This is a genomic window from Streptomyces sp. NPDC026500 (assembly GCF_055567635.1).
Genome location: NZ_JBVHQB010000011.1, coordinates 11,576 through 27,278 on the forward strand (window position 1 = coordinate 11,576; position 15,703 = coordinate 27,278).

Here is a 15,703-nt window from a genome sequence, read left to right on the forward strand (position 1 = left end):
CGCAACGGAATTCGCTCGAAGGGCTCCACACGTGGCAGACCTGTATGTGGATGGAGAATGGCGCGACGCGGTGGCCGGAGGGCACCGGGAAATCCGCTGTCCCGCTGACGGCACGCTCGCGGCGACCGTGTCCGAGGGGACGCGTCCCGACACCGAGGCCGCGATCGCCGCGGCCCGCCGGGCCTTCGACGAAGGACCCTGGCCGCACACCCCCGAGCGGGAACGCGGTGCGCTGCTGCTGCGCACCGCCGACCTCATCGAGCGCGACGCCAAGGAATTCGCCCGCGCCGAATCGCTGGACACCGGCAAGCGGCTGGTGGAGAGCGAGTACGACATCGCCGACGTCGTCTCCTGCTTCCGCTACTACGGCGGGATCGGGGGCACCGATGCCGGCCGGGTGATCGACACCGGCCGCGACGACGCCGTCAGCCGCGTCGTCTACGAACCGGTCGGCGTGTGCGGGCTCATCACCCCCTGGAACTACCCGCTGCTCCAGGCGTCGTGGAAGGTCGCGCCCGCCCTGCTCGCGGGCAACACGATCGTCCTCAAGCCCAGCGAGCTCACCCCCTCCACCTCGATCCTGCTGATGCGGGCCCTTGAGGAGGCCGGGCTCCCGGGCGGCGCCGCCAATCTCGTCCTGGGCACGGGCCCCGAGGTGGGCGCACCGCTCTCCGAGGAACCGGCCGTCGACATGGTGTCCTTCACGGGAGGCCTGGAGACCGGCAAGCGCATCATGGCCACCGCCGCCTCGACGGTGAAAAAGGTGGCGCTGGAGCTCGGCGGCAAGAACCCCAACGTCATCTTCGCCGACGCCGATTTCGAGACGGCCGTGGACTTCGCCCTCACGGCCGTCTTTCTGCACTCGGGCCAGGTCTGCTCGGCAGGCGCCCGTCTGATCGTCGAGGACTCCCTCCACGACGCCTTCGTCGACGAGGTCGTCCGCCGCGCCCGGCAGATCCGCCTCGGCGGACCCTTCGACCCCGAGGCCGAGACCGGGGCCCTGATCTCCGCGCATCACCGGGAGAAGGTCGAGGCGTATGTCGCGGCGGGCCTCGCCGAAGGCGCCGTACTGCGCTGCGGCGGCGAACGCCCCGGCGACCCCGCACTGGCGAACGGCCACTACTATCCGCCCACCGTGCTCGACGAGTGCCGGCAGGACATGCGTGTCGTGCACGAGGAGTCCTTCGGCCCCGTGCTCACCGTGGAGCGCTTCCACGGCGAGGACGACGCCGTACGCATCGCCAACGACACCGAGTACGGACTCGCCGGCGCCGTCTGGACGCAGGACGCCGGAAAGGCCCAGCGGGTCGCCCGGCGGCTGCGCCACGGCACGGTGTGGATCAACGACTACCACCCCTACGTGCCGCAAGCGGAATGGGGTGGCTTCGGGCACTCGGGCGTGGGCCGGGAGCTGGGACCGACCGGCCTGGACGAGTACCGAGAGCCCAAGCACATCTGGCAGAACATCCAACCCCGGCCGCAGCACTGGTTCCGCGGCTGAACGCCGAAAAGAGGTCGATCGTGACCCCAGCACAGACCGAGGTGCCGCAGCGGCGCGGCACGCCACAGGACTCGGCCCCCACCCCGGTCATATCCGTGCGCAAGCTGTGGAAGGTGTTCGGGCCGAAGGCAGACCAGGTACCGGACTCCGAGGAGCTGTGCGGGCTCACCCGCCGCGAGCTGATGGACCGCACCGGATGCACCGCCGCCGTGCGCGACGTGAACTTCGAGGTCTCGACCGGCGAGGTCTTCGTCGTCATGGGTCTGTCCGGCTCCGGCAAGTCCACCCTGGTGCGATGTCTGACCCGGCTGATCGAACCCACCGCCGGGGAGATCGTCTTCGAGGGCGAGGACATCCGCGACGCGGACGACAAGCGTCTGCGTGAACTGCGGCGCCGCAAGTTCTCCATGGTCTTCCAGCACTTCGGGCTGCTGCCCCACCGCCGGGTCGTCGACAACGTGTCCTTCGGTCTGGAGATCCGCGGCATGAGCAAGGCCGAGCGCACCAAGCGGGCGCTGGAGGTCGTCGAACTGGTCGGCCTCTCCGGCTATGAGAACTCCTACCCCGACCAGCTCTCCGGCGGTATGCAGCAGCGCGTCGGTCTCGCCCGGGCGCTGGCCGGTGATCCGGACGTGCTGCTCTTCGACGAACCGTTCTCGGCGCTCGACCCGCTGATCCGCCGTGACATGCAGAACGAGGTCATCCGTCTGCACCACGAGGTCGGCAAGACGATGGTGTTCATCACCCACGACCTCTCCGAGGCGCTCAAGCTGGGCGACCGCATCCTCATCATGCGTGACGGCAAGATGGTCCAGTGCGGTACCGGCGACGAACTGGTCGGTGCCCCGGCCGACGACTACGTACGCGACTTCGTCAAGGACGTGCCGCGCGGCGACGTACTGACTCTGCGGTGGATCATGCGTCCGGTGGTGGACGGCGACGCCCTGGACGGTCCCGAGTTGGGCCCGGACGTCGTGGTGCGGGAAGCCACCCGGGCCGTACTGGCGGCGGACAAGCCGGTCAAGGTCGTCGAGAACGGCAAGCTGCTCGGCATCGTCGGTGACGAGGAGATCCTCGCGGTGGTCGCCGGGCAGGAAGGCGACATGTGATGACCGTCGCCCTGGAGAAGCCGGATAACGCTGACACGGCGGAGCAAGCGGAGAAGACCGCGCCCGTCGCGGGTGTGCGCAAGGTCAGCCGCCGCATGGTGGTGGCCGCGATCCTGGTGACCTGGCTGGTGCTCTTCGCCCTGCTGCGCGGAAAGCAGACCCTCACACTGGCGGCGGCGGACCTCACCGATCTGCACCGCTGGTTCAACGACGTCAACGACACGATCGGCGCCGACCGCAACTCCAATCCGCTCTTCCTGTACTTCTTCAACGAGATCCGTCTGGTCATCGACAACCTGGTGACCTTCATCCAGTCGCTGATCTCCCAGCCTTCCGACGGCCGACCGCTGCCGCAGATCGGCTGGCTCGGCGTCGTCGGCATCGCCGGCTACATCTCCTGGGCCGTGGGCAACTGGCGGGTCGCCCTGCTGGCCGTGGCCGGCTTCACCTTTTTCGGGCTGCAGGGCCTGTGGCAGGAGAGCATGGACACCCTGGCGCTGACCCTCTCCGCGGTCTTCGTGGCGCTGCTGTTCGCGATCCCGCTGGGTGTGTGGGCGGGGCTGTCCGACCGGTTCAACCGGATCATGACGCCCTTTCTGGACTTCATGCAGACGATGCCGACCTTCGTCTATCTGGCTCCCCTGACGCTGTTCTTCCTCATCGGTCCCGCCTCCGCCACGATCGCCACACTGATCTACGCGGCACCGCCGGCGATCCGCATCACCGCGCACGCCATCCGCTCCGTACCGGAGACCACCGTCGAAGCGGCCGACTCGCTGGGCTCGACGCGGCGGCAGACGCTGCTGAAGGTCCTGCTGCCGATGTCCAAGCGGACCGTGGTGATGGGCGTCAATCAGACCATCATGGCCGCCCTGGCCATGGTGACCATCGCGGCGCTGATCGACGCACCCGGCCTCGGAAAGACCGTCGTCCAGGCCCTGCAGTCGCTGGACGTCGGCACGGCGTTCAACGCGGGCCTGGCCATTGTCGTCATGGCCATCGTCCTTGACCGGGTCACGACCGCGGCGAGCGGACGGGCGGAGGCGGCCCGGCGCTCGGGGAACCGCTTCCTCAAGTGGCGGCGACCGCTGCTGGTGGGAGGAGGAGTGGCGGCGGCGGTGCTGGTGTATCTGTCGCACACGTACGTGTGGGCGGCCGAGTTCCCCGGCGAGGGCAGCACCGGCAGCACCATCGCGAGCGCGGCGGACGATGTGACCACCTGGGCGCAGGACAATCTGTCGGGCATCACGAACGCCTTCCGCGATGCCATCACCAACGGCCTTCTCAATCCGTTCCAGACGCTGCTGACCGACTCCCCGTGGTGGCTGGTCGGCGCGGCCCTGGTGGCGCTCGGCGCGGTGCTCGGCGGATGGCGCGCCGGGGTCACCACAGCCGTGTGCGTGGGACTGCTGGTCGGCACGGGCGTGTGGTCGGACAGCATGACGACGCTGGCGTCGACCGTGGTGGCGACGGTTCTGGTGATGGTGTTGGGTGTCACCTTCGGGGTGTGGATGGGGCGCAGCCTGCTTGTGGACCGGCTGCTGCGGCCCACCCTGGACGCTGCGCAGGTCATGCCGCCGTTCGTCTATCTCGTGCCGTTCCTCGCGCTGTTCGGCGCGACACGCTTCACGGCGATCGTCGCTGCCGTCGTCTACGCGGTTCCGGTCGCCATAAAGATCATCGCGGACGGAGTGCGGGCCGTGCCCGAGACCACCCTCGAGGCGGCCACGGCTGCCGGGTGCAACACCTGGCAGATCATCACCAAGGTTCAACTGCCGATGTCACGCAGTGCCCTGACGCTCGCGACCAACCAGGGACTGATCTACGTGCTGTCGATGGTTGTTGTGGGCGGCCTGGTAGGAGCGGGCGCCCTCGGCTACGACGTCGTGGCCGGATTCTCGCAGGGAGAGCTGTACGGCAAGGGGCTGGCGGCGGGGCTCGCCATCGTACTGCTCGGTGTCATGTTCGACCGGATCACTCAGGCAGCGGCGCGACGCGCGAGCGCATAAGGAGCACTGACCATGGCAAGGCAAGCACGACAGTGGAGAGTCGGCGCGGCCGGCATAGCGGTCCTCGGCCTCACCCTCACCGCCTGCGGCGGTGCGAAGGTCGGTGACAGCTCCGCCGGCTCGGACAGCTCGGGCAAGTGCGGCACCTTCAACCTCGCGGTCAACCCGTGGGTGGGGTACGAGGCCGATGCGGCGGTCGTCGCCTATGTCGCGGAGCACAAGCTCGGCTGCAAGGTAACCAAGAAGGACCTGAAGGAAGAGATCGCCTGGCAGGGGTTCGGGACGGGCGAGGTCGACGCCGTTCTGGAGAACTGGGGTCACGACGATCTGAAGAAGAAGTACATCACCGGGCAGAAGACCGCCGTCGAGGCGGGTCAGACCGGCAACAAAGGCATCATCGGCTGGTACGTGCCGCCGTGGCTGGCGAAGGCGCACCCGGACATCACCGACTGGAAGAACCTGGACAAGTACGCATCCCAGTTCAAGACCTCGGAGTCGGGCGGCAAGGGCCAGCTGCTCGACGGCGACCCGTCGTACGTCACCAACGACGAGGCGCTGGTGAAGAACCTGAAGCTGGACTTCAAGGTGGTGTACGCGGGAAGCGAGACCGCGCTCATCCAGGCCTACCGGAAGGCCGAGAAGAACAAGGAATGGGTGATCGGCTACTTCTACGAGCCGCAGTGGTTCCTGTCCGAGGTGCCGCTGGTCAAGGTCAATCTGCCCACGTACAAGACGGGCTGTGACGCCGATGCGGCGAAGGTCGCCTGCGACTATCCCGTGTACGACCTCGACAAGATCGTCAGCGCCAAGTTCGCCAAGTCGGGCAGTCCGGCCTTTGACCTGGTGAAGAAGTTCAACTGGACGAACGACGATCAGAACGTCGTGGCCAAGTACATCGCCGTGGACAAGATGTCGGCCGAGGCGGCGGCGAAGAAGTGGGTCGACGCCAACCGCGACAAGGTCGACGCCTGGATCAAGTAGGGCGCGACGCGGCTCCGTCTCCGGCACCCCTCCGGAGCTGGACCGTTGACGCACGAGCGACCCGGAAACCCGCCGGACGGGCCCGGCAGGCTGCGCTGGCAGCCTGCCGGGCCTCGTCGCGTTTCGGGCTGTTTTCCGACGTCACGGACCCCTTGACACCCACTCCTCGTGACAGGCACATTGAGTTGCGCAACCTGAAGCATGTTGCGCAGACAGCAACTTGATTGCTTTCAAGTCGGAGGTGCGGCGATGGCGGGACCCCGAGTGGTCATCATCGGAGCGGGCGTCGTGGGAGCGGCGCTCGCCGACGAGATTTCCGCGCGAGGCTGGACCGAAGTGACCGTGGTCGACCAGGGCCCGCTCCCTGCCACCGGGGGATCGTCGTCGCACGCCCCGGGCCTGGTCTTCCAGACGAACTCCTCCAAGACCATGACCGAGTTGGCCCGCTACACGGTCGAGAAGTTCTGTTCCCTCGACGTCGACGGCCGGCCCTGCTTCCTGCAGGTCGGCGGCCTCGAAGTGGCGACCACCCCCGAGCGCGTCGCGGAGCTGCACCGCCGCCACGGCTGGATCACCGCCTGGGGCATCGAGGCCCGGCTGCTGAGCCCCGAAGAGTGCGTCGAGCAGCACCCGCTCGTGAACCCGGACAAGGTCCTCGGCGGCCTCCTGGTACCGACCGACGGCCTCGCGAAGGCCGTCCTCGCCGTCGAGGCGCAGATCCGCCGGGCCACCGAGCGCGGTGTGCGCTTCCTCGCCCGCCACGAAGTCCTCGACGTGCGGCAGAGCGAGGGCCGCGTCATCGGCGTCCTCACCGACCAGGGCGAGATCCCCGCCGACATCGTCGTGTGCTGCGCCGGCATCTGGGGCCCGAAGATCGCCCGCATGGTCGGCATGAACCTCCCGCTCACCCCCCTCGGCCACCAACTGGCCTGGACCGGGCCGGTACCGGCGCTGGCGGGCCAGACCGAGGAGGCGGTGCGCCCGATCCTGCGCCACCAGGACGCCGATCTCTACTACTGCGACCGCTTCGACACCCTGGGCATCGGCTACTACGGCCACCGTCCGATGCCGGTCTCCGTCGACGAGATCCTGTCCGTGGACGAGGCCGACGCGATGCCGTCGGTCCTGAAGTTCACCGAGGACGACTTCGAGGACGCCTGGACCGAGACCCAGTCCCTGCTCCCCGCGACGCGGGAGGCCAAGGTCGAGGAGGGCATCAACGGCCTGTTCTCCTTCACCACCGACGGCCAGCCGCTCCTCGGTGAATCCCCTGACGTCAAGGGCTTCTGGGTCGCCGAGGCCGTCTGGGTCACCCACTCCGCGGGCGTCGGCCGGGCCATGGCCGAATGGCTGGTCGACGGCTACTGCTCGTCCTTCGACCTGCACGAGTGCGACGTCAACCGCTTCGAGCCGCACCAGCTCGCCCCGGAGTACGTCCTGGCCCGCGACTGCCAGAACTTCGTCGAGGTCTACGACATCCTGCACCCCCTCCAGCCGTCGGGGGACCCGCGCCCGATCCGCACGAGCCCCTTCTACGCCCGCCAGCGGGAACTGGGTGCCTTCTTCCTGGAGGCGAACGGCTGGGAGCGCCCCCAGTGGTACGAGGCCAACGCGGGCCTGGTCGAGGGCCGTTCCATCCCCACGCCCAACGACTGGGCCGCGCGCTACTGGTCGCCCATCGTCGGCGCCGAGGCACAGGCCACCCGTGAGACCGTCGCGATGTACGACATGACGGCCCTCAAACGCCTGGAGGTCAGCGGCCCCGGTGCCGCCGACTTCCTGGAGCGCCTGTGCACCGGCAAGGTCGCCAAGTCGGTCGGCTCGGTGACGTACACCCTGCTCCTCGACCACGACGGCGGCATCCGCAGCGACATCACCGTCGCCCGCCTGGCCCGCGACCTCTTCCAGGTCGGCGCCAACGGCAACCTGGACCTCGACTGGTTCACCCGCCACCTCCCCGCCGACGGCACGGTCCAGGTCCGTGACATCACCCCGGGCACCTGCTGCATCGGCCTGTGGGGACCGCTCGCCCGCAAGGTCCTGGGGCCCCTCACCGACGCGGACTTCTCGAACGACGGCCTGAAGTACTTCCGCGCCAAGCGCGCCTACATCGGCTCGGTGCCCGTCACCGCCATGCGGTTGTCGTACGTCGGTGAGCTCGGCTGGGAGCTCTACACCACCGCCGACCAGGGCCTGAAACTCTGGGACACCCTGTGGCAGGCGGCCGAGCCGCTCGGCGGCGTCATCGCCGGCCGCGGCGCCTTCAACAGCCTGCGTCTGGAGAAGGGCTACCGCTCCTTCGGCACCGACATGACCTACGAACACGACCCCTACGAGGCCGGGGTCGGCTTCGCCGTCAAGCTCGACAAGGACGACTTCATCGGCAAGGCCGCGCTGGAGCGGCGCAAGGCCGACGTGCGGCGCAAGCTCACCTGCCTCACCGTCGACGACCCGGGGGCCGTCGTCCTGGGCAAGGAGCCGGTGTACGACGGCGACCGCCCCGTCGGCCATGTCACCAGCGCCGCCTACGGCTACACGATCGGCAAGGGCATCGCCTACGCGTGGCTCCCGGCGGAACTCGCCACCCCCGGCACCACCGTGCACATCGGCTACTTCGACCAGCGCGTCGAGGCGGTCGTCGCCGAGGAGCCCCTGTTCGACCCGACCATGTCCCGCCTCCGTGGCTAGCACGACATCGTCGGCTTCGAGGGAAGGAGTACTGCCAGTGACCGCACAGCTGCTCGACGGCAAGGCGACCGCCGCCGCGATCCGTCGCGAACTCGCCGAACGCGTGGCCAAGTTGACGGCCACCGACGGTCACCCGCCCGGGCTCGGCACGGTCCTGGTCGGCGACGACCCCGGCAGCCATGCCTACGTCGGCGGCAAGCACCGTGACTGCGCGCAGATCGGTGTCGCCTCCATCCGCCGCGAACTGCCCGCCGATGCCACGCAGCGCCAGGTCGAGGACGTGATCGACGAGCTCAACGCCGATCCGGCCTGCACCGGCTACATCGTCCAGCTCCCGCTCCCGCGCCACCTGGACGCGAACGCCGTCCTGGAACGCATGGACCCGGCCAAGGACGCCGACGGCCTGCACCCTGTCAGCCTCGGCCGGCTCGTCCTCGGCGTCGAGGCCCCGATGCCGTGCACCCCGCGCGGTATCGTCGAACTGCTCCGCCGTCACGACGTGCCGCTCGCCGGAGCGCGGGTGTGCGTGATCGGACGGGGCATCACGGTCGGACGGCCCATCGGGCTGCTGCTCACCCGCAAGTCCGAGAACGCCACCGTGACCCTGTGCCACACCGGCACCAAGGGCCTGGCCTGGCACGTACGCGAGGCGGACATCGTCATCGCGGCCGCCGGCTCGCCCGGGCTGATCACCAAGGACATGCTGCGCCCCGGCGCGGCGGTCCTGGACGTCGGCATCACCCGCACCGACCACGGGCTGGTCGGCGATGTGCACCCGGACGCCACCCAGGTCGCCGGATGGCTCGCACCGATGCCCGGGGGCGTAGGACCCATGACGCGGGCGATGCTGCTCGCCAATGTCGTCGAGGCCGCCGAGAGGAACGCGAACGCCGTATGAACGCGCTGAACACCCCCCTGGCGGAGCTGGACCCCGAGGTCCACGCCGCACTCCGCGCCGAGCTGCACCGCCAGCAGTCGACCCTCGAAATGATCGCCTCCGAGAACTTCGCGCCCTCCGCCGTGCTGGAGGCCCAGGGCTCGGTCCTCACCAACAAGTACGCCGAGGGCTATCCCGGCCGCCGCTACTACGGCGGCTGCGAACACGTCGACGTCACCGAGCGCCTCGCCATCGAGCGGATCAAGTCCCTCTTCGGTGCCGGGTTCGCCAACGTCCAGCCGCACTCGGGCGCCCAGGCGAACACCGCCGTCTTCTTCGCCCTGCTGCAGCCCGGCGACACCATCCTCGGCCTCGATCTCGCGCACGGCGGGCACCTCACGCACGGCATGCGCATCAACTACAGCGGCAAGATGTTCAACGTCGTGCCGTACCACGTCGCCGAGGCGGACAACCTCGTCGACATGGACGAGGTGGAACGCCTCGCCAAGGAACACCGCCCCAAGATGATCATCGCGGGTTGGTCGGCGTACCCGCGGCAGCTGGACTTCGCGGCCTTCCGGCGGATCGCCGACGAGGTGGGCGCCCTCCTCGTGGTCGACATGGCGCACTTCGCCGGTCTTGTCGCCGCCGGGCTGCACCCCAACCCCGTACCGCACGCCCACGTCACCACCACGACGACGCACAAGACGCTCGGGGGTCCCCGCGGCGGCGTCATCCTCACCAATGAGGCCGACCTCGCGAAGAAGATCAACTCGGCGGTGTTCCCCGGCATGCAGGGCGGCCCTCTGGAGCACGTCATCGCCGCGAAGGCGGTGTCGTTCAAGGTCGCCGCGTCACCCGGGTTCGCCGAGCGCCAGGCCCGTACGCTCGCCGGCTCCCGCATCCTCGCCGAACGCCTCACCCGGGCCGACGCGGCGGCCGCCGGGGTGAAGGTCCTCACCGGCGGCACGGACGTCCACCTCGTCCTGGTCGACCTGCGGGACTCCCAGCTCGACGGCAGGCAGGCCGAAGACCTGCTCCACGAGATCGGCATCACCGTCAACCGCAACGCCGTGCCCTTCGACCCGCGCCCGCCCATGGTCACCTCGGGACTGCGTATCGGCACCCCGGCGCTGGCCACCCGAGGCTTCACGGATGACGACTTCGAAGAGGTCTCCGATGTGATCGCCCTGGCCCTCCAGCCCGAGCCCGACATCGCCGCCCTGCGCGCCCGCAGCGAGGCGCTGGCCGCCAAGCACCCGCTCTACCCGCACCTTTCAGAAGCAGAAGCAGAAGCAGAAGCAGAAGCAGAAGCAGAAGCAGAAGCAGAAGCAGAACCAGAACCAGAAGCAGAAGCACAAGAAGCCGGAGAAGTCCGATGAGCCCCCGCACCCCCGGCGCCGAGCTCCCCGAGCACCCCGACTGGCTGTGGCGCACGCCGGAGCCCAAGCGGTCGTACGACGTGGTGATCGTCGGCGGCGGCGGCCACGGTCTCGCCACCGCCCACTATCTGGCGAAGAACCACGGCATCACCAACGTCGCCGTGCTGGAGAAGGGTTGGCTGGCGGGCGGCAACATGGCCCGCAACACCACGATCATCCGTTCCAACTACCTGTGGGACGAGAGCGCCGGGATCTACGAGCACGCGCTCAAGCTGTGGGAGGGACTGGAGGAGGAGCTCGACTACCCGATCCTCTTCTCCCAGCGCGGTGTGCTCAACCTCGCCCACAGCCTCCAGGACGTCCGCGACAGCGTGCGCCGCGTCGAGGCGAACCGGCTCAACGGCGTGGATGCCGAATGGCTCGACGAGCGGCAGGTCAAGGACGTCTGCCCGATCGTCAACATCTCGCCCGACGTGCGCTATCCGGTCATGGGCGGCACCTACCAGCCGCGCGCCGGCATCGCCAAACACGACCATGTCGCCTGGGGCCTGGCCCGCTCCGCCGACGCGGCCGGCATCGACATCATCCAGAACTGCGAGGTCACGGGCCTCGACATCGTCGGCGGCCGGGTCGTAGGAGTGCAGACGACGCTCGGCCCGATCGCGGCGGGGAAGGTGGCGCTCTGCTCGGCCGGCCACACCTCGGTGCTCGCCGCCATGGCCGGCATCGAACTGCCGCTGCAGAGCCACCCGTTGCAGGCGCTCGTCTCCGAGCTCCTCGAACCGGTGCACCCGACGGTCGTCATGTCCAACGCGGTCCATGTGTACGTCAGCCAGGCACACAAGGGCGAGCTGGTGATGGGCGCGGGCATCGACTCGTACAACTCCTACACCCAGCGCGGCGCCTTCCACATCATCGAAGAGCAGATGTCCGCCGCCCTGGAACTCTTCCCGGTCTTCGCCCGCGCCCATGTGCTGCGCACCTGGGGCGGCATCGTCGACGTCAGCCCCGACGCCTCACCCATCGTCGGACTCACCCCGGTCGACAACCTCTACCTGAACTGCGGCTGGGGTACCGGCGGATTCAAGGCCACCCCGGGCGTCGGCTGGGTCTACGCCCACACCATCGCCCACGACACCCCTCACCACCTCAACGCCCCCTTCTCGCTCGACCGTTTCACCACCGGCGCGCTCGTCGACGAGCACGGCGCGGCCGCGGTGGCCCACTAGGGAGCCGAACCCATGCTGCTCATCCCATGCCCCTGGTGCGGGCCCCGTGACGAGGCCGAGTTCCACTACGGCGGCCAGGCACACGTGCCCTATCCCGAGGACTCCGCCGCCCTGACCGACGAGGAGTGGGCGCGCTACCTCTTCTTCCGCGACAACCCCAAGGGCCCGTTCGCCGAACGCTGGAGCCACGCGGCCGGATGCCGCCGCTGGTTCAACGCGGTGCGCGACACGGCGACGAACGAGATTCTCTCCGTGTACCGCTCGGGCGAGCCGAGGCCGGACGATTCCACCCTGCCCGGGTTGTGGGCAGGCGTTCTGCAGGGCCGATCAGGTGGGCACAACCCACCCACGGCCCCGCAGTCGTCGACGGACCCCGCGGGGTCCGGGGCGGCAGCCCCGGTTTCGGGAAGGGGCGGGCTCGGGGAAGAAACCACTCCCGTCGCCACCCAACCGTTCCGGCTGCCCACCGGCGGCCGAGTCCACCGCGGTGAGCGCCTCCGCTTCACCTTCGACGGTACGCAGTACGAGGGCTTCCGCGGCGACACCCTCGCCTCCGCCCTCCTCGCCAACGGCGTCATCGAGGCCGGCACGAGCATCAAGCTCGGCCGCCCGCGCGGCATCTTCTCGGCCGGTGTCGAGGAGCCCAACGCCGTCATCCAGATCGAGGCACCCTTCCCCGAGCCGATGCTGCCCGCGACGACCGTCGAACTGTACGACGGTCTGGTGGCGAGCAGCCTGCCCGGTCAGGGACGCCTCGCCACCGAACCGGACCCCGCCCGCTACGACGCCGTCCACGCGCACTGCGACCTGCTCGTGGTCGGCGCCGGACCGGCCGGACTCGCCGCCGCGGCAGCCGCCGCGCGCAGCGGAGCGCGCGTCATCCTCGCCGACGACCGTCCGGAGCTGGGCGGCAGTCTGCTGGGATCGGGCGAACTCCTCGACTGGGCGGAAGAGATCGGCGCGCTCCTCGAAGCCGCGCCCGAGGTGCGCGTGCTGCGTCGCACCACGGTCTTCGGCCACTACGACGACAACCACCTCCTCGCCGTCGAGCGCCGCACCAGTCACCTCGGCGCCGAGGCCCCGGAGCATGTCTCCCGCGAGCGTGTCTGGCGCATCCGCGCCCGTCGCGTCGTGCTCGCCACCGGCGCCCACGAGCGTTCGCTGGCCTTCGCGGACAACGACCGCCCCGGTGTGATGCTGGCCGCCTCGGCCCGCGCCTACGTCAACCGCCACGGCGTCCTTCCCGGCCGCCACGCCGTCGTCTTCACCACCAACGACAGCGCCTACGCCGCCGCGCTGGATCTCGCGGCGGCGGGCGTGGACGTCGCGGCGATCGTCGACACCCGGCCCGAGCCGGGGGAATGGGCGCGCCGTGCCCGGGAGTCCGGGATCGAGGTGCTGAGCGGACACGCCGTGGTCGGCACCGAAGGCGCCCCGCGGCTCACCGCCGTGACGGCCGCTCCGTACGGGGAGTCGGCAGGGACCCGGGAGTTCGCCGCCGACCTGCTGCTGGTCTCCGGCGGCTGGAACCCCGTAGCGCACCTGTTCAGCCAGGCGGGCGGAAAGCTGCGCTACGACGACACACTCGGCTCCTTCGTCCCCGGCACCTGCCGCCAGGCCGTCGAGGTCGCGGGCAGCGCGAACGGCGTCCTCGACCTGGCCCGGGCCCTCGCGCAGGGCGCGGCCGCCGGTGCCCGCGCGATCGAGGCCGAGGGCTACGCCTCCGAGGCGCCCCGCCTCCCCGAGGTGACCGCCGAACCGCACTCGCCCGCCATGCAGGTCTTCCTCGTCCCCGGCCCCGCCGACGCACCCCGTTTCGTCGACCTCCAGCGCGATGTCACCGTCGACGACCTGACCCGCGCGACCGGCGCCGGCCTGCGTTCGGTCGAGCACACCAAGCGCTACACCACGGCCGGCACCGCCAACGACCAGGGCAAGACCTCCGGGGTCCTGGCCGGCGGCGTCGTCGCCGAACTGCTCGGCGTGGACGTCTCGGCCCTCGGTACGACGACGTTCCGCCCGCCCTACACGCCGGTCTCCTTCGCCACGCTCGCGGGCCGCGACCGCGGCGCACTGCACGACCCGATCCGTACGACCGCTCTGCATGACTGGCACGTCATGCACGGCGCCCTGTTCGAGAACGTCGGTCAGTGGAAGCGGCCCCGGTACTACCCGCGGGATGGCGAGGACATGGAGACCGCCGTGCTGCGCGAGTGCGCCGCCGCCCGCGACGGCGTCGCCTTCATGGACGCCTCCACCCTCGGCAAGATCGACGTACAGGGCCCGGACGCCGCCGTCTTCCTGGACCGCCTCTACACCAACATGATGAGCACCCTGAAGGTCGGCATGATCCGCTACGGCGTCATGTGCCACCTGGACGGCATGATCTTCGACGACGGCACCGTCATCCGCCTTGCCCAGGACCGCTTCCTGGTCACCACGACGACGGGCAATGCGGCCGCCGTACTGGACTGGATGGAGGAATGGCTGCAGACCGAATGGCCCGGGCTGCGCGTCCACTGCACCTCCGTCACGGAACAGTGGGCCACCGTCGCCCTGGTCGGCCCCCGTTCCCGCGAGGTGCTGGGGACGCTCGCGCCGGCGCTGGCGGTGGACAACGACAGCTTCCCGTTCATGGCGTGGCGGGACACGACCGTCGCGGGCGTCGAGGCCCGGGTGTGCCGGATCAGCTTCTCCGGCGAACTGGCTTATGAGATCAATGTGTCACCGTGGGAGGCGCTCGCCCTGTGGGAGGCGCTGTACGAGGCCGGTGCCCCGTTCGGCATCACCCCGTACGGCACCGAGACCATGCACGTCCTGCGCGCGGAGAAGGGCTACCCGATCATCGGCCAGGACACCGACGGCACCGTCACTCCGCACGACCTCGGCATGAGCTGGGCGGTGTCGAAGAAGAAGCCCGACTTCATCGGCAAGCGCTCCTACGCCCGCGCCGACGCCGTCCGACCCGACCGCAAGCACCTGGTCGGCCTGCTCCCGGAGGATCCGGGCGCCTTCCTCCCCGAAGGCACGCAGCTGGTTGCTGACAGCGTGCTGCCCGCCCCGCCCGTCCCGATGCTCGGCCACGTCACCTCCAGTTACCGCAGCGCGGCGCTCGGCCGGACCTTCGCCCTCGCCCTGGTCAAGGGCGGCCGGGACCGCATCGGCGAGCGGCTCTACGCCCCCGTGGGCGACCGGCTGGTTCCGGTGACCGTCGCAAGCCCCGTCCTCTACGACCCCGAGGGAGCCCGCCGCGATGGCTGACACCGCCCTTACCATCCCGCGCCGCAGTCCCCTGTCGCATGCCGCCGACCGCCTGGCCGCCGCGACACGCACCTCCGGGGGCGCGGTCCGGCTGGCCGAACTCCCCTTCCTGGCCCAGGTCAACGTCCGGCTCGACGCCAAGGGAGCGGCAGCGGACGCCGTCGGGCTCGCGCTGGGCCTCCAGCTGCCCCTCGAACCCAACACCGTCGTGCGCGCCGGCGAGCTGACCGCTGTGTGGCTGGGCCCCGACGAATGGCTGGTGGTGGGCCCGACCGGCGGTCAGCGGGATTTGGAGAGCCGGATCAGGGCGGCGAGCGGCGACGAGCCCGTGGCTGTCACCGACGTCTCCGCCCAGCGCACCACCCTCCTCATCACGGGTCCACGCGCCCGTGACCTGCTGGCACATGGCTGCCCCCTGGATCTGCACCCGCGTATCTTCGGGGCCGGGTGCTGCGCCCAGACCACCCTGGCCCGCACACAGATCGTGCTGGTCGCCAGGGACGAACCCAAGGCCGGGTTCTGGGTACTGGTCCGTTCGTCCTTTGCCGACTACCTGACGGACTGGCTGCTGGACGCGGCGGCGGAATACGTCTGAACGAGCTCAACAGGGCGTGATATCCACAGGAGATGGGACGCGTCCGCGACCGACAGGCCGATGTTGTCAGG

At 69.8% G+C, this 15,703-nt stretch carries 10 protein-coding genes; all 10 read left to right on the forward strand.

Going from position 1 to position 15,703, the window contains the following annotated elements; translation table 11 throughout:
* Positions 1-31: 31 nt before the first annotated feature.
* The 10 genes from ACZ4N5_RS20915 to ACZ4N5_RS20960 all read left to right on the forward strand — a co-directional run bounded on the left by ACZ4N5_RS20915 (position 32) and on the right by ACZ4N5_RS20960 (position 15,632).
* Positions 32-1,501 carry an aldehyde dehydrogenase family protein gene (locus tag ACZ4N5_RS20915; protein ID WP_467758557.1) on the forward strand — a complete coding sequence of 490 codons (1,470 nt, stop codon included), beginning with the start codon at positions 32-34 and terminating at the stop codon, positions 1,499-1,501.
* A 20-nt stretch (positions 1,502-1,521) separates the two neighbouring features.
* Positions 1,522-2,610, forward strand: a complete 1,089-nt coding sequence (locus ACZ4N5_RS20920) for a quaternary amine ABC transporter ATP-binding protein (protein WP_467758558.1) — start codon at positions 1,522-1,524, stop codon at positions 2,608-2,610.
* Complete coding sequence (locus ACZ4N5_RS20925) at positions 2,610-4,619, forward strand: ABC transporter permease (protein WP_467758559.1); 2,010 nt, start codon at positions 2,610-2,612, stop codon at positions 4,617-4,619. Before ACZ4N5_RS20920 ends, ACZ4N5_RS20925 begins: the two co-directional genes overlap by 1 nt.
* A 12-nt stretch (positions 4,620-4,631) precedes the next feature.
* Positions 4,632-5,600, forward strand: a complete 969-nt coding sequence (locus ACZ4N5_RS20930; protein ID WP_467758560.1) for an ABC transporter substrate-binding protein — start codon at positions 4,632-4,634, stop codon at positions 5,598-5,600.
* A 249-nt stretch (positions 5,601-5,849) separates the two neighbouring features.
* Positions 5,850-8,288, forward strand: coding sequence for a GcvT family protein (locus ACZ4N5_RS20935; protein ID WP_467758561.1), 2,439 nt, complete (start codon positions 5,850-5,852; stop codon positions 8,286-8,288).
* 37 nt (positions 8,289-8,325) lie between these two features.
* The gene (locus tag ACZ4N5_RS20940; RefSeq protein ID WP_467758562.1) at positions 8,326-9,186 is read left to right on the forward strand and encodes a bifunctional methylenetetrahydrofolate dehydrogenase/methenyltetrahydrofolate cyclohydrolase; all 861 of its coding nucleotides are present in this window, start codon (positions 8,326-8,328) and stop codon (positions 9,184-9,186) included.
* On the forward strand, positions 9,183-10,547 hold the full coding sequence (gene glyA / locus ACZ4N5_RS20945) for a serine hydroxymethyltransferase (RefSeq protein ID WP_467758563.1): 1,365 nt from the start codon (positions 9,183-9,185) through the stop codon (positions 10,545-10,547). The genes ACZ4N5_RS20940 and glyA overlap by 4 nt, the downstream gene beginning before the upstream one ends.
* A complete protein-coding gene (locus ACZ4N5_RS20950) occupies positions 10,544-11,776 on the forward strand; it encodes a sarcosine oxidase subunit beta family protein (RefSeq protein WP_099918837.1) in 1,233 nt (410 codons plus the stop codon). The genes glyA and ACZ4N5_RS20950 overlap by 4 nt, the downstream gene beginning before the upstream one ends.
* A 12-nt stretch (positions 11,777-11,788) precedes the next feature.
* On the forward strand, positions 11,789-15,037 hold the full coding sequence (locus ACZ4N5_RS20955) for a sarcosine oxidase subunit delta family protein (RefSeq protein ID WP_467758564.1): 3,249 nt from the start codon (positions 11,789-11,791) through the stop codon (positions 15,035-15,037).
* Positions 15,030-15,632, forward strand: coding sequence for a sarcosine oxidase subunit gamma (locus tag ACZ4N5_RS20960; RefSeq protein ID WP_467758565.1), 603 nt, complete (start codon positions 15,030-15,032; stop codon positions 15,630-15,632). The genes ACZ4N5_RS20955 and ACZ4N5_RS20960 overlap by 8 nt, the downstream gene beginning before the upstream one ends.
* The last annotated feature ends 71 nt before the right edge of the window (positions 15,633-15,703 follow it).